Source organism: Actinomadura macrotermitis (genome assembly GCF_009604375.1).
Lineage (GTDB): Bacteria > Actinomycetota > Actinomycetes > Streptosporangiales > Streptosporangiaceae > Spirillospora > Spirillospora macrotermitis.
This window is the reverse complement of record NZ_WEGH01000006.1, coordinates 238,937-259,522: the sequence shown is the minus strand read 5'-3', so window position 1 is coordinate 259,522 and position 20,586 is coordinate 238,937. Positions and strand designations below refer to the sequence as shown.

Here is a 20,586-nt window from a genome sequence, read left to right as displayed (position 1 = left end):
CTCGCCTAGGAGCAGGCCATGGAACTCTGGCAGATGCCCGCGACGCAGCTCGCGGCAGGAATCCGTACCCGGGAGATCTCCTCGGCCGAGGTCGTGGCGTCCTGCCTGGACCGGATCGAGGAGGTCAACCCCGGGCTGAACGCGCTGGTCGACGTCCGCCCCGAGGAGGCCCTGGCCGACGCGCGCCGGGCCGACGCGGCGGTCGCCGCCGGCGCCGAGCTCGGCCCGCTGCACGGCGTGCCGGTCTCCACCAAGATCAACACCCCGCAGCAGGGCCGGCTGATGACGCACGGGCTGGTGCCGCTGGCGGACGCGACGGCCGCGCGGGACGACGCCTGCGTCGGCGCCCTGCGCGAGGCGGGCGCCGTCTTCGTCGGCCGCAGCAACGTCCCGGCGTTCTCGGTGCGCTGGTTCTCCGGCAACGACGCGCACGGCCGGACCCTCAACCCGTGGAGCGCCGCGCACACCCCGGGCGGCTCCAGCGGCGGCGCGGCCAGCTCCCTGGCCGCCGGGATGACGCCGCTGGCGCAGGGCAACGACATCGGCGGCTCGATCCGCTACCCCGCCGCCTGCTGCGGCGTGGTCGGCATCCGCCCGACGGTCGGCCTCGTGTCCAATTGGACCGCTCCCGAGGACAGCCCGATAGAGGGACCCCTCACCTTCCAGGCCTGGGCGGTGCAGGGGCCGCTGGCCAGGAACGTGGCCGACGCGCGCCTCGCCCTGCGCGCGATGGCGCGCGCCGACCTGCGCGACCCGTTCGGCGTCCCCGCGCTGCCCGAGCCGGCGCCGCGGGCGCGCCCGATCCGGGTCGGGGTCGTGCGCGACGTCGGCATCGCCACGTCGCACCCGGCCGTCGACGGCGCCGTGGACACCGCCGCGCAGTGGCTGGCCGACGCCGGCTACGAGGTGGAGGAGCTGGAGCTTCCGCTGCTCGCCGAGGCGGCCCGGCTGTGGTCGCTGCTGCTGTTCGAGGACATGCGGCCCGGCCTGCCCGGCATGCTCGGCATGGGCGACGAGGCGCTGCGCGTCCACCTGGGGTACGCCTACGAGTACGCCGCGCAGATCTGGGGCAAGGAGCCCGGCATCGACGCCTACATCCAGGGCTGGGCGCGCCGGGCCACGCTGATCACCCGGCTGCAGGAGCTGCTCGGCCGCGACCGGATCCTGCTGACGCCGGTGTCGGCCGAGCCGCCCTTCGAGCAGGACGCCGACATCCTCGACCCCGAGCGCGGGCGCGGCATCGTCGCGGCGCAGTGGCCGATGACGTCGCTGCCGGTCCTCGGCTTCCCCGGCGTCTCGGTGCCGGCGGCGCTGGCGGACGGGCTGCCGATCGGCGTCCAGCTCATCGGCGGCCGGTTCGCCGAGGACGTCATCCTGGACGCCGCCCAGGCGATCGAGGACCGGGCGCCCGCTTTCACCCCGGTCGTCTCCGGCTGAGGCGAGGCCGGGCGGCGCGGCGCCGCCCGGCCCCCGCTCAGCCGTTCGGCAGGCCGAGGGCGCGCGCGATGAGCATCCGCTGCACCTCCGAGGTGCCCTCGCCCACCTCCAGGATCTTGGCGTCGCGGTAGAAGCGGCCGACCGCGTACTCGTTCATGAAGCCGTAGCCGCCGAAGATCTGGGTGGCGTCGCGGGCGTTGTCCATGGCGGCGTTGGAGGCGACCAGCTTGGCGATCGCCGCCTCCTTCTTGAACGGCTCGCCCGCCAGCAGCTTCGCGGCGGCGGCGTAGTAGGCCAGGCGGGCGGTGTGCGCGCGGACCTCCATGTCGGCGACCTTGAACTGGATGGCCTGGTAGCGGCCGATCTCCTTGCCGAACGCGGCGCGCTCGCGGACGTAACGCAGGCACTCGTCCACGCAGCCCTGCGCGAGGCCGACCGACAGCGCCGCGATCGCGATGCGGCCCTCGTCCAGGATGCGCAGGAACTGGGCGTAGCCGCGGCCGCGCTCGCCGACCAGGTTCTCGGCCGGGACGCGCACGTCGTCGAAGGACAGCTCGTGGGTGTCGGACGCCGACCAGCCGACCTTGGAGTACTTCTTGCCGACGGTGAAGCCCGGCGTGCCGTTCGGGACGATGATCGTGGAGATCTCCCGCTCGCCGCTGTAGGCGGTGACCGTCACGAAGGAGGTGATGTCGGTGCCGGAGTTGGTGATGAACGACTTCGAGCCGTTGATCACCCAGTGGTCGCCATCCAGGCGGGCCGTGGTGCGCATGCCGCCGGGCACGTCCGAGCCGCCGCCGGGCTCGGTGAGGCCGAACGCCGCCAGCCTCTCGCCCGACAGCAGCGACGGCAGCAGCCGCGCCTTCTGCTCCTCGGTGCCGAACCGGTAGATCGGCATCGCGCCGAGCGAGACGCCGGCCTCCAGCGTGACGGCGACCGAGGAGTCGACCCGGGCCAGCTCCTCCAGCGCCAGGCAGAGGGCGAAGTAGTCGCCGCCCATGCCGCCGTGCTCCTCGGGGAACGGCAGGCCGAACAGCCCCATCTTGCCCATCGCGGCGACGATCTCGTACGGGAACTCGCCGCGCTCGTACAGGTCGCCGATCACCGGCGCGACGCTCTCACGGGCGAACCGCTCGACCGTGCTCCGCAGCTCTTCCTGCTCGTCGGTGAGCGTGAAGTCGATCATCATTACTCCTGTTCATGGTCGCGCCGTTGGCGCTCCGGTTCGCCGGCGTCCTTCGCGCGGCCTTCCCTCGTCGCTCTGGTCGCTGCGCTCCCGGCGCTCCTCAGTCCAGGCCGCGCGCGCCGGCTCACGGGGGTGCGAGCGCCTGGACGACGCGGGAGGGGCTCGGCCGGCCCAGCCGCCCGGCCATCCACTGACTGGTGGCGGCGAGTTTGGCGAGGTCCACGCCGGTGTCGATGCCGAGTCCGTTCAGCATCCAGACCAGGTCCTCGGTGGCGAGGTTGCCGGTCGCCGACTCGGCGTAGGGGCAGCCGCCGAGGCCGCCCGCCGACGCGTCGACGGTGGTGACGCCCGCGCGCAGCGCCGCCAGGGTGTTGGCGAGCGCCTGCCCGTAGGTGTCGTGGAAGTGCACCGCGAGCCGGTCGGTGCCGATCCCGGCCGCGACGTGCGCCTCGATCAGCGCGGTCACCTGGCCCGGGGTGCCGACGCCGATGGTGTCGCCGAGGCTGAGCTGGGAGCAGCCGAGGTCCATCAGGCGGGACGAGACCGACACCACCTGCTCGATCGGGACGTCGCCCTCCCATGGGTCGCCGCACACCATCGACACGTACGCGCGCACCCAGAGGCCTTCTGCGCGTGCGCGGGCGACGACCGGCTCGAACATCGCGATGGACTCGTCGACGGTCCGGTTCAGGTTGCGCCGGGCGAACGTCTCGGTGGCGCTGCCGAAGATGGCGATCTCGGTGACGCCGTTGGCGAGCGCCCGGTCCAGCCCGCGCTCGTTCGGCACCAGCACCGGGCGCGGCGCTCCGCCGGACGGCGGCAGCGCGGCGAGCAGGTCCTCGGCGTCGGCGAGCTGGGGCACCCACTTGGGGTGCACGAAGCTCGTCGTCTCGATGGTGCGCAGGCCCGCGCCCGCGAGCCGGGCGACGAACTCGGCCTTGACCTCGACCGGGACGACGGCCTTCTCGTTCTGCAGGCCGTCGCGCGGCCCCACCTCGTAGATCGTCACCCGCTCGGGCAGGCCGGGCAGCGGTACCTCCATCACGCCTCCTCGATCACGGCGAGCACGGCGTCCAGGGCGACCTGGGCGCCGGCGCGGACCGGCAGCCGCGCCACGACGCCCGCGACGGGCGCGGTGACGGTGTGCTCCATCTTCATCGCCTCGACGACGACGAGCGGCTGCCCCTCGTCGACCTTGTCGCCTTCGGCGGCCTTCACGGCCAGGACCGTTCCGGGCATCGGGCTGCGCAGCACCCCGTCGCCGGTGGCGGCGGTGCCGCCCTGCTCGTCGGCCCGGACGTGCTCGGTGAGGGCCCACGTGGCGCCGTCGCGGCCAAGCCAGAGGGTGTCGCCGTCGCGCGCGCGGGCGTAGGCGAGAGTGCGGCCGCCGTAGGTGAGGGTGTCGCCGTCCAGGGCGGCGGCGACGGGTTCGGCGTCGCCGACCTGCACCAGTGCGTCGTGCGCCCGGCCCTGAACGCGGACCTCGACCGGGTCGCCGCCGGACGGGGTGATGATCCACGGCGTCCAGGCGGGCGCGCCGGGCCGCCAGCCGTCGGGGATCGCCCACGGGTCGGGGTCGCCGGTCTCCAGCGCCCGCATGCGCTCGAGCGCGGCGGCGGCGAGCGCCTGCGGCGGGACGGCGGCGCCGGCCGTCAGCTCCTCCAGGGAGCGTTCGACCAGGCCGGTGTCGAGCCGGCCCGCGGCCACCTCGGGATGCTTCAGCAGGGCGCGCAGGAACGCCACGTTCGTCGGCACGCCGAGCAGCGTGTACTCGGCGAGCGCGCGGTCCATGCGGTGCAGCGCCTCGGCGCGGTCGGCGCCCCACACGATGACCTTGGCGAGCATCGGGTCGTAGGAGCCGCCGACCTCGGTGCCGGTCTCCAGGCCCGAGTCCACCCGCACGTGCGCGCCGTGCGGCTCGGTCAGGGCGAGCACGCGCCCGCCGGTCGGCAGGAAGCCGCGCGCCGGGTCCTCGGCGTAGACGCGGACCTCGACGGCGTGGCCCTGGAAGCCGACCGCCTCCTGCGTGAACGGCAGCGGCTCGCCTCCCGCCACCCGCAGCTGCAGTTCGACCAGGTCCAGTTCGGGCCGGATCGCCATCTCGGTGACGGGGTGCTCCACCTGGAGACGGGTGTTCATCTCCATGAAGAAGTACTCGCCGGGCCGGTCGGCCGAGACGATGTACTCGACCGTCCCGGCGCCGACGTAGCCGACGGCCCGCGCCGCCGCCACCGCGCTCGCGCCCATGCGCTCGCGGGTCGCGGCGTCCAGCAGCGGCGACGGCGCCTCCTCGACGATCTTCTGGTGCCGGCGCTGCAGGCTGCACTCGCGCTCGCCGAGGTGCACCGCGTTGCCGTGCGCGTCGGCGAAGACCTGGATCTCGATGTGCCGGGGGTTCTCCACGAACCGCTCGGCGAGCAGGGTGTCGTCGCCGAACGAGCTGCGGGCCTCGCGGCGGGCCGACGCGATCGCCTCGGGCAGGTCGGCGGCGTCGCGGACCAGGCGCATGCCCTTGCCGCCGCCGCCGGCCGACGGCTTCAGCAGCACCGGCAGCCCCACCTCCAGGGCGGCGGCGGTCAGCTCCTCGTCGGACAGGCCGGGCTCGTCGCGGCCCGGCACGACCGGGACCCCGGCGGCGGCGACGGTCTGCTTGGCGCGGATCTTGTCGCCCATCGCCTCGATCGCCCCGGCGGGCGGGCCGATGAACACCACGCCGGCGTCCGCGCAGGCGCGGGCGAACGCGGTGTTCTCGGCCAGGAACCCGTAGCCGGGGTGCACCGCCTGCGCGCCGGTGACGCGGGCGGCCTCGATCACCGCGTCGATGTCGAGGTAGGACGGGACGCGCACCGCCTCGTCGGCCTCGCGGACATGGCGTGCGCCCGCATCCGCGTCGCTGTACACGGCCACCGACCGGACGCCGAGCCGGCGCAGCGTGCGGAACACGCGGACCGCGATCTCGCCTCGGTTGGCGACTAGGACGCTTTCGAACATCTCCACCCTCACATCCGGAAGACGCCGTAGCCGACCGGCTCCAGCGGTGCGTTCGCGGCGACCGACAGGCCGAGGCCCAGCACGCGCCGGGTGTCGCGCGGGTCGATCACGCCGTCGTCCCACAGGCGCGCCGTCGAGTAGTACGGGTTGCCCTGCGCCTCGTACTGCTCGCGGATCGGCGCCTTGAACTCCTCCTCGGCCTCCGCGCTCCACTCGTCGCCGAGCTGGTCGCGGCGGACGGTGGCCAGCACGCTGGCGGCCTGCTCGCCGCCCATCACCGAGATCCGCGCGTTCGGCCACATCCACAGGAAACGCGGCGAATAGGCGCGGCCGCACATGGCGTAGTTGCCGGCGCCGAACGAGCCGCCGATGACGACGGTGAACTTCGGCACCCGCGCGCAGGACACGGCGGTGACCATCTTGGCGCCGTGCTTGGCGATGCCGCCCGCCTCGTACTCGCGGCCGACCATGAACCCGGTGATGTTCTGCAGGAACACCAGCGGCACCGAGCGGCGGTCGCACAGCTCGATGAAGTGCGCGCCCTTCTGCGCCGACTCGCCGAACAGGATGCCGTTGTTGGCGACGATCCCGACCGGGTGGCCGTGGATGCGGGCGAAGCCGGTGACCAGCGTCGCGCCGTACTCCTTCTTGAACTCCTGGAAGCGGCTGCCGTCCACGATCCGCGCGATGACCTCGCGCACGTCGTAGGGGGTGCGCGGGTCGGGCGGGACGACCCCGTACAGCTCGGCCGGGTCCACCGCGGGCTCCTGCGGCGGCGCGGTCTCCCAGGGGCGCGGCTCGCGCGGGCCGAGGGTGCCGACGATGTCGCGGACGACGCGCAGCGCGTGCGCGTCGTTCTCGGCCAGGTGGTCGGTGACGCCGGAGGTGCGCGAGTGCAGCTCGCCGCCGCCGAGCTCCTCGGCCGTGACGACCTCGCCGGTCGCGGCCTTCACCAGCGGCGGGCCGCCGAGGAAGATGGTGCCCTGGCCGCGCACGATGACGGCCTCGTCGCTCATCGCCGGGACGTAGGCGCCGCCCGCGGTGCACGAGCCGAGCACGGCGGCGATCTGCGGGATGCCGCGCGCCGACATGGTGGCCTGGTTGTAGAAGATGCGGCCGAAGTGCTCGCGGTCGGGGAACACCTCGTCCTGCTTCGGCAGGAACGCGCCGCCGGAGTCGACCAGGTACACGCACGGCAGCCGGTTGTGCAGCGCCACCTCCTGCGCGCGCAGGTGCTTCTTCACCGTCACCGGGTAGTAGGTGCCGCCCTTGACGGTGGCGTCGTTGGCCACGATCACGCACTCGCGGCCGGCGACCCGGCCGACGCCGGTGATGATCCCCGCGCCGGGCGCCTCGTCGCCGTACATGCCGGTGGCCGCGAGCGGCGACAGCTCCAGGAACGGCGAGCCCGGGTCGAGCAGGGTGTCCACCCGGTCGCGGGGCAGCAGCTTGCCGCGCGCCACGTGCCGCTCGCGGGACCGCTCGGGCCCGCCGCGCCCGGCCCGGTCGACGCGGTCGCGCAGCTCGGCCGCGAGGGCCTCGTTGTGCGCGGTGTTCTGCTTGAACGCCTCGCTCGCGGGGTCGGCGCGGGTGCCCAGCTCAGGTCCGGTCATGGTCCCTTCCCTGTTAACGGTCGTTAACAACGCGATGTTAACCATCATTAACATCGGCCGTCTACACTTCGGGCATGACCGATGTGGCCAGCGTGTCCCCGAGGCGGGCCGAGATCCTCGGCGCCGCCGCCGAGCTGTTCGCCCGCCGCGGCTTCCACGGCGTGTCGATCGGCGACCTCGGCCGGGCCGTCGGCCTCACCGGTCCCGCCCTCTACCGGCATTTCCGCGGCAAGGAGGCGGTACTCGCCGAAATGCTGCTGGACATCAGCGAGCGGCTGCGCGACGACGGCGCCCGCCGCGCCGCCGCGGCCGACCCCGAGGCGGCCCTGGACGCCCTGCTGCGCGGGCACATCGCGTTCGCGCTGGACAACCCGGCGCTGATCACCGTGCACGAGCGCGAGCTGGACAACGTGCCCGAGCCGCAGCGCCACCGCATCCGCAGCATCCAGCGCGCGTACGTGGAGGAGTGGGTGCGGGTGCTGCGCCGGCTGCGCCCGGACGGCCCCGGCGAGCGCACCCGTGCGGCCGTGCACGCCTGCTTCGGGCTGCTGAACTCCACCCCCCACAGCGCCGCCGGGCTGGACCGGGCGGAGATGGCGGAACTGCTGCACGCGATGGCGCGGGCCGCCCTGGCCGCCTAACAGGACGCGGTACGGCCGTCCAGGGAGCTGCGCACCGCCTTGGCGAACGTCGCGGCGTCCGGGCCGGGGCCGTCCAGCATCTTGCGGACGCAGTCACGGAACGTGGCGGTGAACGTGGTGTAGTACGGCGTCTCGGGGCGGGGCTGCGCCTGCGCGAGGGCGCGCACGAGGGTCTGCCCGAACTCGGTGAGCTGGTCCTGGCGCGGCAGGTCGCCGTCGCCGCGCGCGGGCGTCTGCCCCGTCAGCTGCGCGCAGGTCCGCGCCGTGACGTCGCCGGGGGCGTGCCGCGCCGGCGACAGGCCGAGCGCCGAGTAGCGGGCGGGCGCGAACCCGCCGCAGGAGAACAGCATCCGCTGCGCGTCGGTGCCGGTCAGGAACGCGATCAGGTCGCGGGCGGGGCCGGGGTTCGGCGAGCGCGCCGCCACCGCGAGGTTCTGGCCGCCGAGGACGGTGCGGCCGGGCGGCGCCGCCGCGGCGAACAGCAGCCGGTCGCCGCCGCGCATCCGCGGCTCGGTGGCGAGCGCGGAGTAGGCGTAGGGCCAGTTGCGCATGAGCTGCGCGCCTCCCGCGAACGCCTCGATCGCGGCCTGCTCGTCGCGCTGCCGCGCGTCGCGCAGCGGCCCGCGGACCTGCTCGGCCAGCCGCTGCAGCGCCGGGTGGACGACACGGCGCAGCTCCTGCTCGGACGGCTCGCGGTCGCCGGTGAGCAGGTCGGTGCCGCCCTCGTTCCACACCGTCTCCAGCGCGTTGACCGTCAGGCCCTCGCCGGCCAGATGGGTGACGAACCCGCCCGCCAGCAGCGCGCCCCAGGTGGGCGGGGGCGTCACGCCGTCGCGGTAGTACAGCAGCCCGACATCGAGGTTGAACGGGACCGCGTACCGGACGCCGTGGCGCTCGCCGGTGCGCAGGGCCGCGGGAAAGAAGTCGGCGAGGTCGCCGAGGCCGGTCAGCGGCCGCAGGTATCCGGCGTCGGCGAACTGCGCGGTCCAGATGTTGTCCATGATCAGCACGTCGTAGCCGCAGCCGCCCGACTCCAGCACCGCCTTCAGCTGGCTGTGCTGCAGGTCGGTCGAGGGCGACACCTCCACCATCGTCGCGTGCGGGTGCGGCCGCCCCCGCGCGTCGCGGGTGGTGTTCCACTGCTTGATCAGGGCGCGGCGCTGATTGTTCAGGCTGACGTCGTCACCGCCCGCGACGACCAGGTCGTCGCGGTGGCAGTCGGCGGCCATCGCGGAGTAGTCCGCGTGGGACTGGAACCGCATCCACAAAGCGACGAGCAGCACCGCGAGCGCGCTTGCGGCAAAGCAGAACCAGGACGTGCGGCCCCGGTACCAGCGCACCGCCATCACCGTCCTCCCCGCAGTCCCGCCAGCAGCTGCGCCGCCTGCTCCTGCTCGGGCGCGCCGGTCAGCGCGACGCAGGACCGCTCGCCGCGCCGGGCCAGCGCGGCGGCGATCCGCCGGGCCGGCCCGGCACCGCAGCCCGCCGGGCCGGCGACCACGACCGTCAGGCGCAGGTCGGGGTGCTTGTTGCGGAACGCCCCGGCCAGACGCGCGGCCCGCTCGTCCAGGTCTGGATTGGTGGCGGGCACCTGCCCGTCGGTGAGCAGGACCAGGTGGCGGCGGCCGGCCGGCGGGTCGGCGTCCTCGATCGCGTCGGCGAGCGAACGATCGGAGCCGCCGGACGTGAGCGCCTGCAGGCGGCCGGTCACCAGCGCCTTCTGATCCGGCCTGGCGCTGTCGTCGGGCACGTTGCCGAACGCCGCGCGATCGTGCGGGGGAGCGGCACTGGAGAAGGTCCGCAACTCGATCCGGTCGTTGGCCTGGAGTTGGGCGACGAGGCTCTGCAGGAACGAGGTCCCGCGTGCCAGGCGGCTGCCGCCGCCCTCGGCCGACCCGCCCATCGACCCCGACAGGTCCAGCAGCAGCGACACCGACACCTTCGGCCGGGCCTCGCTGATGCGGTCCAGGGCGCCCTGCACGTCGATGGGCGTGGCGAGCTTCACCTGGTAGGGCAGGACATGCTCGCCGACGAGCCGCTGCAGCCCGGCCAGCCGCTGCTCGCCGGAGTCGTCCTGAAGGGGGAACTCGCCGTGGTCGTCGCGCAGGCCCTGTGCGGTCAGCGGGTGGCGGACCAGCCAGTCCCGCAGGTCGCGGACGGCCGCGTCGCGCGCCGCAGTGTCCTGCCCGCGCCACTTGACCTGCACGAACGGGTGGTCGAGCGTCGGCAGGCCGGGGGCGTAGTAGGGGTAGAGGCGCCACTTGGCCGACACGAACGAGTCGGGGGAGGCGGGCCCGCAGCGGTCGCCGAGGGGCCGCCCCATGTCGTAGTCGTAGAGGGCCTGCTCGGGCACGAGCACCGTGACGTCCTCCGGCGGGTCCAGGCCCCGCGCGGCCTGCTCGCGGAACCGGCAGAGCAGCGACACCGCGTCGGGCGCGACCAGGTCGCCGGGGCTCGCCGCGCGCTCGTCGGCGGCGGGCGGGGTGGCCGGGTCGGCGTCGTAGAGCGCCGGGGTGGCCAGCAGTGCCGGGGTGGAGGTCTCGGGCACCGGCCGGGCGATGCCGCGCCGCCGCCCGGCGTCGCGGGCGATCCGGTCGAGCAGTTCCTTGATGCTCGGTGCCAGCAGCGGCGCGTTGGTGTCGGTCACGTTCCGGTGCGCGCGCGGGAACAGCGCGAGGACCATGGGGGAGGTGCCGAGCGACGGGCCGCGCACGAACCGCAGGTCACCGCCGGGCGCGGCTTGGTTGCGGCTTTTGGGGACGAAGTCGTACTCCGACCCGGCGGCGGGGACCCACACGTCGGGCTGTGGCCCGTACAGGCGTCGGCTGTCGGCCGACTCGCCGCGCTTCCACAGGCCGGTGAACCCGTCGTAGACCGGGACCGGTCCGGCCTCGGGCACGACGTCCACCGTGTAGCGGCGGCAGCCGTGGCGCCGGCGGCCGTCGACGAACGCGGCGGCGGCGTCGCGCAGCGGGGTGAGCATCTCCGGGCCGGTGAGCACCCGCAGCCCGAGCGGCTGACCGCACGGACGGCCGGCGTCGCGCAGCCCGAGCACGCCGAGCACCGCGAGCAGGACGGCCGTCATCGCCGCCGCGCCGAGCAGCGTCCACACCGCGGCCGAGCCGGCCCAGCGCAGCGCCGCCACCGCGCGCTCCAGGAGCCGGCGCGCTAATTCGGGCTGGAAGTAGAACAGGGCGCCGGTGAGCGCGGCGAGCACCACGAGCGCGCCCGCGACGTTCAGCCACAGCGTGCCGCGGAACACCGTCAGGGCCAGGCCGATCACCACGCTGGAGCACACGTCGAGGATCAGCACCTGCATCAGCCTGCGGAGCCAGACCTCCCCGGGAGGCGGGGACTGCTGCTCTCCGCTGCTGCCAGGTGCGCTCATCTCTAGGGCCCCTAACGCCGTGTCGCCACTGACCTCGGCCCCCCGGGCGTGATCTCCACTATACGAAGCGGAGACCCGCCGGACAGTGCCGTTTCACGAAAGCGGCCCCTTGACGCGGCGGCGGTGCACGGTTCCCATGGGGCGAGATCCACCTCGCAAGGAGCCGCATATGGGCGTCCAGGGAGTCAGCTTCTACGAGATCGCGGCCGGTGACCCGGACCGCCCGGCGGTCCTCGGCGGCGCCGCGCCGGTCACCTACGGGGAGTTGCACGCCGAGGTCAACCGGCTGTCGCACACGCTGCGCGGACTCGGGCTGCGGCCCGGCGACACGGTCGCCACCGTGCTCGGCAACCGGCCCGAGTTCCTCACCGTGCTGCTGGCGGCGATGCAGAGCGGCCTGTACATCGTCCCGGTCAGCCGCCACCTGACGACACCCGAGATCGGCTACATCCTGGCCGACAGCGGCGCCCGCGTCGTGGTCACCGAACGCGCCTGCGCGCAGGCGGCGGCGGAGGCCGCAGGGGAGTCCGGCGCCGTCCTGCTGGACGTGGACGAGGGCCTCGGCGATGGGGACCCGGCGCCCCCGGCCGACCGCCGGATGGGCTCGGTCATGCTCTACACCTCGGGGACGACGGGCCGCCCGAAGGGCGTGCGGCGGCCGCTGCTGGACATCCCGCCCGAGATGCTGTTCAGCATCATGCGCCAGTCCCTCGCCCGGCATCTGGGGACCGAACCGGGCGACGACGTGCACCTGGCCGTCGGCCCGCTCTACCACTCGGCGCCGTGCGTGCACACGATGATGGCGCTGTCCCTCGGCCACGCGGTCGTGGTCGCGCCGCGGTTCGAGCCCGAAGGCGCCCTGGAGCTGATCGAGCGGCACCGCGTCACCAACGCCTTCATGGTCCCGACGATGTTCCACCGCCTGCTCGCGCTGCCGGAGGAGGTGCGGGCCCGCCACGACGTGTCGTCGCTGCGGCAGGTCTTCCACAGCGCCGCGCCCGTCCCGGTCGAGACCAAGCAGCGGATGATGGAGTGGTGGGGGCCGGTCCTGTACGAGTACTACGGCTCCACCGAGAGCGGCGTGGTCGTGCTGGCCCGCCCGCACGAGTGGCTGGCGCGGCCGGGCACGGTCGGCCGCGCCGTCGAGGGCGTCGAGATCAAGATCCTGGACCCGGAGGGGCGGGAGCTGCCGCCCGGCGAGACCGGCCAGATCTACGCGCGCGGGCATTCCGGGTTCGAGTACCACCGCGACCCGGCCAAGACCGCCGCGGCCATGCGCGGCGACCTGTACACCCCCGGCGACCTCGGCCACCTGGACGAGGACGGCTGGCTCTACATGAGCGACCGGCGCACCGACCTCATCATCTCCGGCGGCGTCAACGTCTACCCGGCCGAGATCGAGGCCGTGCTGCTCCAGCACCCGGCGGTCGCCGACGCCGTCGTCATCGGCGTGCCCGACGCCGAGTGGGGGCAGCGGCCGGTCGCGCTCGTCGAGCCCGCGCCGGGCGCGGCGCCCGGCCCGGAGCTGGCCGCCGGGCTGCTCGCGCACTGCGAGCCGAGGCTGGCGCGGCTGAAGCACCCGCGCCGCATCGAGTTCCGGGAGCAGCTGCCGCGCACCCCCGCGGGCAAGCTGAGCCGCAGCCGGGTCAGGGACGCCTATCTGAACGGGACGACCTGAGGAGCGTCGAACGCGTCCGGAGCGTCGTGCGTACTACGGCGCATGATGGACCAGATGCAGGCGCGGCTGTGCGAGTGCGAGCAGCGGAACCGGGCCCTGGTGCGCCTGGTGGGCGAGCTGCGCGCCGCCGTCGCCGCGCTGACCGCCGAACGCGACGTCGCCCGCGCCGAGGCCGATCGCGCGCGGCGCCTGGCGAACGCCCTGATCCGCCCGGTTCCAGCCGACGCCGACCGTCCGCTTTCCGACCCCGAACCGCCGACCGGCGTGCACTCCCTGTCCGGCCTCCCCGCCCACTGGATGAACGAAGGAAGATGAGGGGGCGTGCTACAGCAGCGGTCCTCTTGAGTTGAGGACATCGGTGTAGTCGTTGGCGCCGGCGAGGACGGCTGTATGCACGGCGCGGGCGATGCGGGCGCCCCAGTGGGAGCGAGGCCCCGCGAACGGCTCGGCCTCCCCGCGCGTAGGGGCGGTGATGCAGATGGCGTCGGACGCCGTCCCGGTGCAGGGGTAGCCGGCCTCCAGCAGCGCCTGCGTTTTGGCCTCGGTCGCGGTGATGACCGCGTTGACCAGCGCCGCGTCGGCCAGGGGGACCGGCACCGCGACCACGATGTTGATGGTGCCGGGTTCGTAGGAGCCGTCCAGCCGCATGGGCGCCAGTTCCGGATCGGCGGTCCCCTCGGGCGCGGCGGCCCAGGTAGGGACCCGCAGGCCGACGGTCGCGCAGACCTGGACCTGCCCGTCGGCGGCCTGGACGGTGCGGTCCACCGACGCGGCGGTCATCATGGCGACGCCCGGCCCGTCCAGCCCGAGCGACGCCGCCATCTCGGCCAGGTGGTCGAGCGGGTCCATCCGCGCGTAGCCGCCGGGGACCTGGGCGTTCAGCACCCACCCCGCCGGGCCGATGCCGCCGCCGAGCATCGCCGAGGAGATCGCCCGCGTGCCGGGCGGCAGCCGCAGGACGGTCGTGGCGAGGCGGGCGCCGTCCTCCTCGCGCCAGTGCTTCTGCGGTTTCACGGGCGCTCCAGGGAGAGGACCGGGCGGCCGCCGGGGCCGGGCGTCACCGACACGGTGGCCTCGAAGTGCTCGGCGACCGTGTCGCGGGTCAGCACCTCGGCGGGCGTGCCCGCCGCCGCGACCCGGCCGCCCGCCAGCAGCACGAGCGCGTCGGCGTACTGCCCGGCGAGCGTCAGGTCGTGGATGGTGGTGACGACGGTCAGCCCGTCGGCGAGCCGCAGCGCGTCGATCAGCTCCATCACCTGCTGCTGGTGGCCGATGTCGAGCGCGGTGGTCGGCTCGTCCAGCAGCAGCACGGGCGTCTGCTGGGCGAGCGCGCGGGCGAGCACGACGCGCTGCCGCTCGCCGCCGGACAGGTGGTCCAGCGGCCGGGCGGCGAACCCGGTGAGGTCGAGCCGCGCCAGGACGTCGCGGACGACGGCCCGGTCGGCGGACCCCTCCCGCCCGAGATGGGGGATGTAGGGGGAGCGGCCGAGCAGGGTGTAGTCGAAGACCGTCATCCCGGCCGGCAGGTTCGGGCTCTGCGGCGCGTAGGCGACCAGCCGGGCGCGCTCGCGCGGCTTGAGAGACCGCAGGTCGGCGCCCGCCACCGAGATCGCGCCGTCGCCGCGGCGCAGCCCGAGGACCGCCCGCAGCAGCGTGGACTTGCCCGCGCCGTTCGGGCCGATCACCGCCGTCCACGAGCCGGCCGGCACCGACAGCGAGACGCCGCGCAGAACGGGACGGCCGTCCAGCGCGACGTCCAGGCCGCGCACCTCGACCGTCACGGCTCCACCTGCCTGCGGGTGGCGCGGAGCACCACCACGAAGAACGGGCCGCCGACGAACGCCGTCACCACGCCGAGCGGCAGCTCGCCGGGGGAGACGACGGTGCGCGCGGCGAGGTCGGCAAGCACCAGGAACGCCGCGCCGCCGAGCAGCGACAGCGGCAGCACCACCCGGTAGGAGCCGCCCGCCAGGCGGCGCACCACGTGCGGGACCACGATCCCGACGAACCCGATGAGGCCGCTCACCGCCACCGCGCACGCGGTCGCCAGCGACGCGGCGAGCAGCACCGCGAACCGCACCCGCGCCGCCGACAGGCCGAGCGCGGCGGCCTCCTCGTCGCCGACCGCGAGCACGTCCAGCAGCCGCCCGTGCGTGAGCAGCACCAGCGTGGACACCAGCGCGTAGGGGGCGACCATGGCCAGCTGCCGCCAGTCGGCCGAGCCGACGCCGCCGAGGATCCAGGCGTAGATCCGCTGCAGCTCCTGGATCCTCAGCTGCTGCAGCAGCGTCTGCACCGAGGCCAGGAAGCTGGAGACCGCGACGCCGGCCAGCACCAGCGTCGCCGCGCCCGACCCGCCGCCGCGCCCGGCGACGTTGCCGAGGGCGTAGGCGAGGAGGACGCCGCCGATCGCGCCCGCGAACGCCGCGAGCGGCACCCCGTACAGCGGGTCGCCGGGCCCGAAGACGATCACCAGGGTCGCGCCGACCCCGGCCCCGGCGGCCGCGCCGAGCAGGTAGGGGTCGGCCAGCGGGTTGCGGAACACGCCCTGGTAGCCGGCGCCGGCGACGGCGAGCATCCCGCCGACCAGCGCGCCGGTCAGCACCCGCGGCAGCCGCAGCTCGAACAGCACGTTCTGCTGGACGGGCGACAGGCCCGAGTCCAGATGCACGAACGGGACCGCGCCCACCAGCGCCTTCAGCACGCCGGTGACGGGCAGCCCGGCCGCGCCGGTCAGCAGCCCGGCGGCCAGCGCCGCAGCCAGCAGGAGCAGCGCCGCCGCGAGCGGCCCCGGGCGCAGCCGGGCCTGCCGCCCGGCGGACGTGCCGGTCCTCATCAGGCGGCGGCCGTGGCCTTCTGCACGGCGTCGCCGATGGTCTTGACCAGCTCGGGCATGCGCGGGCCCCAGCGCGAGGCGATGTCGTCGTCCAGGCCGACGACCTGCTGCTTCTTCACCGCCGTCAGGTCCTGCCAGCCGGGGCGCTTGGCGACGGTGGCGGGGGTCTGCGAGCAGCACTTGGTGTCGCCGAGGAAGACCAGGTCGGGGTTCGCCTTCAGCAGGCCCTCGGCGGACATCTGCGGGTAGCCCGAGCCGGACTTGTCGGCGGCGTCGGCGACGTTGCGCAGCGCGAACAGGCCGTAGATCTGGCCGATGAAGGTCTTGGACGTCACCGTGCTGAGGTGGTCGTCCAGCTCGTGGAAGTAGCTGAACCGCTTGCCGGCCGGGGGCTGCGGGACGCCGGCGACGATCTGCTGGATCTTGCCGCGCATGTCGGCGGTGACCTTCTCGGCCTCCGCGGCGTGCCCGGTCGCCTTGCCGAGGTCCAGGATCTCGTCGTAGGCCTCGTCCATGGTGGCGGCGGCGGGCTCCAGCAGGACCGGGACCTTGACCTTCTCCAGCGCCTTGACGATCCCGTCGCTGTCGTTGGAGAGCACGACCAGGTCGGGGTTGTACTTGGTGATCGCCTCGACGTTCGGCTTGAAGCCCGACAGCTTGGTCTTGGGCGCGTTCGCCGGGTAGGTGGAGTACTCGTCGGCGGCGACGACCTGGGCGCCCGCGCCGATCGCGAACAGCGACTCGGTGTGGGTCGGCGCGAGCGACACGATGCGCTTCGGCGCCGCCGGGACCGTCACCGCCCCGTTGGCCGCCTGGACGGTGACCGCCTTGCCCGCGCCCTCGCTCTTGCCGTCGTCCGAGCCGCCGCAGCCGGCCGCCAGCGTCAGGATGCCGGCGGCTGCGGCCGCGCCGAGTGCGCGCAGGGGTCTCACAAAAGCCTCCAAGGGCAGGCCGGGAAGGCAGGGACCCGCAGCATGACGGACCGGCCTTCCACGAGGTCGAGGGTCGTCGGCGCGGTCGGAGGCGGCCTGGCTAGCCCTCGTTACGGGGCATCACAGTTGCGGGACAGCGCCGGGATCGCACCGGGCTTCGCTCCGTAACGCGCGTGAAGTGCCACGTTATCAGCCTTGTTGGGGCTTTCTTGGGCCGGGTCAGACCAGCGTTTTGAGGAACGCGCGGGTGCGCTCGGCGTCCTCGCCGGTGGCGAACTCCCCGGCGACGAACTCGGTGACGCCCGCCTGCTCCAGCTCCCGCACGCGCGCCCCGACCTCGTCCTCGCCGCCGATGATCGCCAGGTCGGCCGGGCCCTCGGCGCCCTCGCGGTCCATCATCGCCCGGTAGGACGGCAGCGTCCCGTACACCTCGAACACCTTGGCCGCGCGCTCGCGGGCCCGCCCGGGGTCGCCGGTGACGCAGACCGGCAGCACGCACACGATGCGCGGCGCGGGCCGCCCGGCCGCCTCGGCCGCCGCCGTGATCGTCGGCGCGATGTGCTCGCGCACGGTGGCCGGGCCGGTCATCCACAGCACGGTGCCGTCCGCGCGCTCGGCGGCCAGCCGCAGCATCTTCGGGCCGAGCGCGGCGAGCAGCACCGGCACCCGGCCCTCGTTTGGCACCGTCAGGCCGATGTTGCCGCTCAGGGTCTCGCCCTTGAACGACGCCGCCTCGCCGTTCAGCAGCGGCAGCAGCACCGACAGGTACTCCTTCATGTGCCGCAGCGGGCGGCCGTAGTCGTACCCGTACATGTCCTCGATGACGACCTTGTGGGACAGGCCGATGCCGAGCGTGAGGCGGTTCCCGCCGAGCGCGAGGGCCGTCGTGCGCGCCTGCTGGGCGAGCGCGGCCGGATGCCGGGGATAGGTCGGCACGACGGAGGTGCCGACCTCGATGCCGGGCACCTGGCTGCCGGCCACGGCGAGCGCGGTCAGCGCGTCCACGCCGAAGATGTTGGACAGCCACGCCGAGGCGAAGCCGTCGTCGGCCGCGCGGCGCAGGTCGCCGGTCATCTTGGCCAGCGCGTCCGCGCCGCTTCGCTCGCTGAGGGAAACTCCGATACGCACGATGATCCTCCCGGTCGGCTACTCCAGCCGATCTTTACACAGGCTCTGATCAGGGCTTTTGGACGGGGTCGCTTCCGGCGCGCTCGCGGGCCTCCTGGAAGAACCCCTGCACGGCCGTGGCGTCCGCCAGCTCCCGGATCGGCCGCACCGCCCCGAACGGCGCGTTCCAGAACTCCCCGGAGCGCGCCTTCCACGGGCCCGCGTACGCGTACGGCTCGTTCAGGTAGCCGTCCCCCAGGGAGACGCCGTAGTTCACCTCGTCCACGGTGATGCCCAGGTCGAAGTGCTCGGGCCACAGGACGGGCTCCGAAGCGGGCGCGAAACCCGTCAGAGCCGCCTGCCCGATGGCGAGGCACTCGGCGAGATGGCGGGCGGCGCCGGAGTCCACCTCCAGCCGGTCGTCGAGCCCGGCGCCGCTGCCCTCCTTGTAGAGATCTTTGGGCGCGCCCGGGTCCACCTGGAAGGCGGCGGCCAGTTCCCGGCAGGTCGTTCCGTTGAGGGGGACGCGGCCGTCGCCCACCAGTTCGCCGTCCTCCACCCTCAGCTCGGGCGCGGCGACGGTGGCGAAACCGCCGGGCGTCACCGTCAGGCGGATCGACCCGTTGTCGCGGTGCTGCGGGCCCGCCATGACCAGCTCCGCAACCGCGTGCAGGGCCTTGCGCGTCGTGGCCAGGGTCGCTTGGTCGGTCATGGCCGGAACTCCTCGGTCGCACCAATGGGTGATCATGAACGTACCCGGTAAAGAGGCGGATCGACCGGGCGGAAACGGACGCGCATGAGCGATCGTGGAAGGGTGACGACAGCGGAACCGCTCACGCTCTACACCGCGGACGGCGTCCGGATCGACGCCGGGCACCTGCCCGGCGAGCGCAGCCTGTGCTTCGTCCTCGCGCACGGCTTCACCTGCACCTGGCGGCAGGACATGGTGCGGCGCGTCGCCGACGGGCTGAACCGGCACGGCGGCGTCATCGCGATGGACCTGCGCGGGCACGGCCGGTCCTCGGGCCGCTCCACGGTCGGCGACCGCGAGGTGCTCGACGTCGCGGCGGCGGTCGCCGCCGCCCGCCGGCGCGGCTACGCGCGGGTCGCGGTGGCCGGGTTCTCCCTGGGCGGCGCGGTGGTGGTGCGGCACGCGGCGCTGCACGGCGGCGTGGACGCGGTCGTCGCGGTCAGCGCGCCCGCCCGCTGGTACTACCGGGGGACGGTGCCGATGCGGCGCGTCCACTGGGCGATCGAACGCCGTTCGGGGCGGCTGGCCGTCCGGCTCGCGCGGGGGACGCGGGTCGCGGCACGCGGCTGGGACCCCGTCCCCGAGGCGCCGCACGAGGTCGCCGGGCGCATCGCGCCGGTGCCGCTGCTGATCGTGCACGGCGACGCCGACGCGTTCCTGCCGCTCGACCACGCCGAGCAGCTGTACGCGGCGGCGGGGGAGCCGCGCGAGCTGTGGATCGAGCCCGCCTTCGGGCACGCCGAGGTCTCCGCGACCGCCGAGCTCATCGACCGGATAGGAGCATGGGCGGCGGCGCGGGCGTAGCCGCCCGCCGCTCGGTCCGCTGCTCCGCCCGCCGGACGGCCGGGCCCATCGCGCAGCCCGCCGCCAGGAACACCGCGCCGAGCAGCAGCCAGCCGGGCACGCCCCAGCCGACGACCAGGGTGGTCAGCAGCGCCGGCCCGACCATCCGGGCGACCGGCACGCCCATCCCGTAGAACCCCTGGTACTGGCCCTGCCGGTGCGGCGGCGCGAGCGCGAAGCCGATCTCCCAGGAGCCGGCGCCCAGCATCATCTCCGCCACCACCTGCAGCGCCGCGCCGGTGAGCAGGACCAGCGCCGCGAGCCACGGCGAGTCCGCGGCGGCCGACAGCGCGAACACCGCGCAGGCGGGCAGCATGACCGCGCCGGCCCGGCGCACCGAGCGGGCCGCCGAGCGCAGGTCCCGCACGCCCCGCGCGACCCGGACCTGGAACAGCACGACGCCGACGGTGTTGGCCACCAGCAGCGCCGACACCAGCCAGCGCGGCGCGTCGGTGCGCTGCACGATCCACAGCGGCAGCACCAGGCTGAGCAGCGGCATGTACAGCAGCATGATCATGTTGAGCAGGGTGACCAGCGCGTACGGGCGGTCCCGCAGCACGGCCAGGGCGCGGCCCCGCTCGCCTTCGGCGGGCACGGGCGCGGGCGGGACGGCGGGCAGCCGGGTCAGCAGCAGTGCCGCGGCGACGAAACCCGCCGCGTCCAGGGCGAACACCGTCAGATAGGCGCCCTCGGTGTCGGCGCTGAGGGCCAGGCCGCCGATCGCCGCGCCGACCGCGATGCCCGCGTTCGTCACCGACTGCAGGCGGGCCCGCACCGCGGTCCGGCGCTCCGGCGCGACCAGGCCCGCCAGCAGCGCCTGGCGCGCGGCGCCGAGCCCGGACTGGAAGCTCGCGTACAGGCACGCGGCCAGCACGAACGGGACGAAGGACCGCACGACGAGGAACGAGCCGACCGCCGCCGCCGTGGCGAGCGCCAGCAGGACCGACACGCCCCGGCTGCCGCGCCGGTCGGCCAGGTGCCCGAGGGGGATCCCCGCCACGGCGCCGACGCCCCAGGCCAGGGTGAGGCCGGCGCCGATCTGCGCGGGGGACAGGCCGACGACGCGGGCGAAGTACAGGGCCGAGCACACGTAGAAGGCGCCGTCGCCGACGGAACCGGCCAGATGCGCGGTGGCGAGACGGCGCGCGGGGGAGCGCAGGAGGTTCACAAGAAGATCATCCCT

General features: G+C 74.4%; 18 protein-coding genes. 5 read left to right on the top strand and 13 right to left on the bottom strand.

Annotated elements, in window-relative coordinates:
- Nucleotides 1–18: 18 nt before the first annotated feature.
- Nucleotides 19–1,437, top strand: coding sequence for an amidase (locus ACRB68_RS37705; RefSeq protein ID WP_153541350.1), 1,419 nt, complete (start codon nt 19–21; stop codon nt 1,435–1,437).
- Nucleotides 1,438–1,474: 37 nt separating this feature from the next.
- Here ACRB68_RS37705 and ACRB68_RS37700 read toward each other — a convergent pair whose 3' ends face one another.
- The 4 genes from ACRB68_RS37700 to ACRB68_RS37685 all read right to left on the bottom strand — a co-directional run bounded on the left by ACRB68_RS37700 (nt 1,475) and on the right by ACRB68_RS37685 (nt 7,227).
- On the bottom strand, nt 1,475–2,623 hold the full coding sequence (locus ACRB68_RS37700) for an acyl-CoA dehydrogenase family protein (RefSeq protein ID WP_153541722.1): 1,149 nt from the start codon (nt 2,621–2,623) through the stop codon (nt 1,475–1,477).
- Between the two features lie 124 nt (nt 2,624–2,747).
- Nucleotides 2,748–3,665, bottom strand: a complete 918-nt coding sequence (locus ACRB68_RS37695; RefSeq protein ID WP_153541348.1) for a hydroxymethylglutaryl-CoA lyase — start codon at nt 3,663–3,665, stop codon at nt 2,748–2,750.
- Entirely contained in the window at nt 3,665–5,614 is a 1,950-nt protein-coding gene (locus tag ACRB68_RS37690) for an acetyl/propionyl/methylcrotonyl-CoA carboxylase subunit alpha (protein WP_153541720.1), read from the bottom strand. The genes ACRB68_RS37695 and ACRB68_RS37690 overlap by 1 nt, the downstream gene beginning before the upstream one ends.
- A gap of 8 nt (nt 5,615–5,622) precedes the next feature.
- Nucleotides 5,623–7,227 carry a carboxyl transferase domain-containing protein gene (locus ACRB68_RS37685; RefSeq protein ID WP_153541346.1) on the bottom strand — a complete coding sequence of 535 codons (1,605 nt, stop codon included), beginning with the start codon at nt 7,225–7,227 and terminating at the stop codon, nt 5,623–5,625.
- 74 nt (nt 7,228–7,301) lie between these two features.
- Between ACRB68_RS37685 and ACRB68_RS37680 the strand changes: the two genes are divergently transcribed.
- Nucleotides 7,302–7,868 carry an SACE_7040 family transcriptional regulator gene (locus ACRB68_RS37680; RefSeq protein WP_153541344.1) on the top strand — a complete coding sequence of 189 codons (567 nt, stop codon included), beginning with the start codon at nt 7,302–7,304 and terminating at the stop codon, nt 7,866–7,868.
- Here ACRB68_RS37680 and ACRB68_RS37675 read toward each other — a convergent pair.
- Nucleotides 7,865–9,214, bottom strand: coding sequence for an extracellular solute-binding protein (locus ACRB68_RS37675; RefSeq protein ID WP_153541342.1), 1,350 nt, complete (start codon nt 9,212–9,214; stop codon nt 7,865–7,867). The two genes, ACRB68_RS37680 and ACRB68_RS37675, sit on opposite strands and share 4 nt — an antisense overlap.
- Nucleotides 9,214–11,256 carry a vWA domain-containing protein gene (locus ACRB68_RS37670; protein WP_153541340.1) on the bottom strand — a complete coding sequence of 681 codons (2,043 nt, stop codon included), beginning with the start codon at nt 11,254–11,256 and terminating at the stop codon, nt 9,214–9,216. Before ACRB68_RS37670 ends, ACRB68_RS37675 begins: the two co-directional genes overlap by 1 nt.
- Nucleotides 11,257–11,425: 169 nt before the next feature.
- On the opposite strand from ACRB68_RS37670, the gene ACRB68_RS37665 reads away from it, so the two are divergent.
- Nucleotides 11,426–12,934 carry an AMP-binding protein gene (locus ACRB68_RS37665; protein WP_153541338.1) on the top strand — a complete coding sequence of 503 codons (1,509 nt, stop codon included), beginning with the start codon at nt 11,426–11,428 and terminating at the stop codon, nt 12,932–12,934.
- 42 nt (nt 12,935–12,976) lie between these two features.
- Nucleotides 12,977–13,249 (top strand): hypothetical protein, encoded by a 273-nt coding sequence (locus ACRB68_RS37660; RefSeq protein ID WP_153541336.1) that lies wholly within the window; start codon nt 12,977–12,979, stop codon nt 13,247–13,249.
- A 9-nt stretch (nt 13,250–13,258) separates the two neighbouring features.
- Here ACRB68_RS37660 and ACRB68_RS37655 read toward each other — a convergent pair whose 3' ends face one another.
- From ACRB68_RS37655 to ACRB68_RS37630, 6 genes are all read right to left on the bottom strand, one after another.
- Entirely contained in the window at nt 13,259–13,948 is a 690-nt protein-coding gene (locus ACRB68_RS37655; protein WP_328595285.1) for an adenosylcobinamide amidohydrolase, read from the bottom strand.
- Entirely contained in the window at nt 13,945–14,715 is a 771-nt protein-coding gene (locus ACRB68_RS37650; protein WP_328595284.1) for an ABC transporter ATP-binding protein, read from the bottom strand. Before ACRB68_RS37650 ends, ACRB68_RS37655 begins: the two co-directional genes overlap by 4 nt.
- The gene (locus ACRB68_RS37645; RefSeq protein ID WP_153541334.1) at nt 14,712–15,770 is read right to left on the bottom strand and encodes a FecCD family ABC transporter permease; all 1,059 of its coding nucleotides are present in this window, start codon (nt 15,768–15,770) and stop codon (nt 14,712–14,714) included. The genes ACRB68_RS37650 and ACRB68_RS37645 overlap by 4 nt, the downstream gene beginning before the upstream one ends.
- Nucleotides 15,770–16,702 (bottom strand): ABC transporter substrate-binding protein, encoded by a 933-nt coding sequence (locus tag ACRB68_RS37640; protein WP_328595283.1) that lies wholly within the window; start codon nt 16,700–16,702, stop codon nt 15,770–15,772. The genes ACRB68_RS37645 and ACRB68_RS37640 overlap by 1 nt, the downstream gene beginning before the upstream one ends.
- A 219-nt stretch (nt 16,703–16,921) precedes the next feature.
- Entirely contained in the window at nt 16,922–17,830 is a 909-nt protein-coding gene (locus tag ACRB68_RS37635; RefSeq protein WP_328595282.1) for an LLM class F420-dependent oxidoreductase, read from the bottom strand.
- Nucleotides 17,831–17,879: 49 nt separating this feature from the next.
- Nucleotides 17,880–18,521, bottom strand: coding sequence for a hypothetical protein (locus ACRB68_RS37630; RefSeq protein ID WP_153541332.1), 642 nt, complete (start codon nt 18,519–18,521; stop codon nt 17,880–17,882).
- Between the two features lie 84 nt (nt 18,522–18,605).
- On the opposite strand from ACRB68_RS37630, the gene ACRB68_RS37625 reads away from it, so the two are divergent.
- On the top strand, nt 18,606–19,364 hold the full coding sequence (locus ACRB68_RS37625; protein ID WP_153541330.1) for an alpha/beta hydrolase: 759 nt from the start codon (nt 18,606–18,608) through the stop codon (nt 19,362–19,364).
- Here ACRB68_RS37625 and ACRB68_RS37620 read toward each other — a convergent pair.
- Entirely contained in the window at nt 19,324–20,571 is a 1,248-nt protein-coding gene (locus ACRB68_RS37620; protein ID WP_328595280.1) for an MFS transporter, read from the bottom strand. The genes ACRB68_RS37625 and ACRB68_RS37620 overlap by 41 nt on opposite strands.
- Nucleotides 20,572–20,586: the final 15 nt, after the last annotated feature.

What these genes read in the sequence shown, in the direction of transcription:
- ACRB68_RS37705 (WP_153541350.1), top strand. Translation starts at nt 19, where the DNA reads ATGGAACTCTGGCAGATGCCCGCGACGCAGCTCGCGGCAGGAATCCGT.
- ACRB68_RS37700 (WP_153541722.1), bottom strand. Translation starts at nt 2,623, where the DNA reads ATGATCGACTTCACGCTCACCGACGAGCAGGAAGAGCTGCGGAGCACG.
- ACRB68_RS37695 (WP_153541348.1), bottom strand. Translation starts at nt 3,665, where the DNA reads ATGGAGGTACCGCTGCCCGGCCTGCCCGAGCGGGTGACGATCTACGAG.
- ACRB68_RS37690 (WP_153541720.1), bottom strand. Translation starts at nt 5,614, where the DNA reads ATGTTCGAAAGCGTCCTAGTCGCCAACCGAGGCGAGATCGCGGTCCGC.
- ACRB68_RS37685 (WP_153541346.1), bottom strand. Translation starts at nt 7,227, where the DNA reads ATGACCGGACCTGAGCTGGGCACCCGCGCCGACCCCGCGAGCGAGGCG.
- ACRB68_RS37680 (WP_153541344.1), top strand. Translation starts at nt 7,302, where the DNA reads ATGACCGATGTGGCCAGCGTGTCCCCGAGGCGGGCCGAGATCCTCGGC.
- ACRB68_RS37675 (WP_153541342.1), bottom strand. Translation starts at nt 9,214, where the DNA reads ATGGCGGTGCGCTGGTACCGGGGCCGCACGTCCTGGTTCTGCTTTGCC.
- ACRB68_RS37670 (WP_153541340.1), bottom strand. Translation starts at nt 11,256, where the DNA reads ATGAGCGCACCTGGCAGCAGCGGAGAGCAGCAGTCCCCGCCTCCCGGG.
- ACRB68_RS37665 (WP_153541338.1), top strand. Translation starts at nt 11,426, where the DNA reads ATGGGCGTCCAGGGAGTCAGCTTCTACGAGATCGCGGCCGGTGACCCG.
- ACRB68_RS37660 (WP_153541336.1), top strand. Translation starts at nt 12,977, where the DNA reads ATGATGGACCAGATGCAGGCGCGGCTGTGCGAGTGCGAGCAGCGGAAC.
- ACRB68_RS37645 (WP_153541334.1), bottom strand. Translation starts at nt 15,770, where the DNA reads ATGAGGACCGGCACGTCCGCCGGGCGGCAGGCCCGGCTGCGCCCGGGG.
- ACRB68_RS37630 (WP_153541332.1), bottom strand. Translation starts at nt 18,521, where the DNA reads ATGACCGACCAAGCGACCCTGGCCACGACGCGCAAGGCCCTGCACGCG.
- ACRB68_RS37625 (WP_153541330.1), top strand. Translation starts at nt 18,606, where the DNA reads ATGAGCGATCGTGGAAGGGTGACGACAGCGGAACCGCTCACGCTCTAC.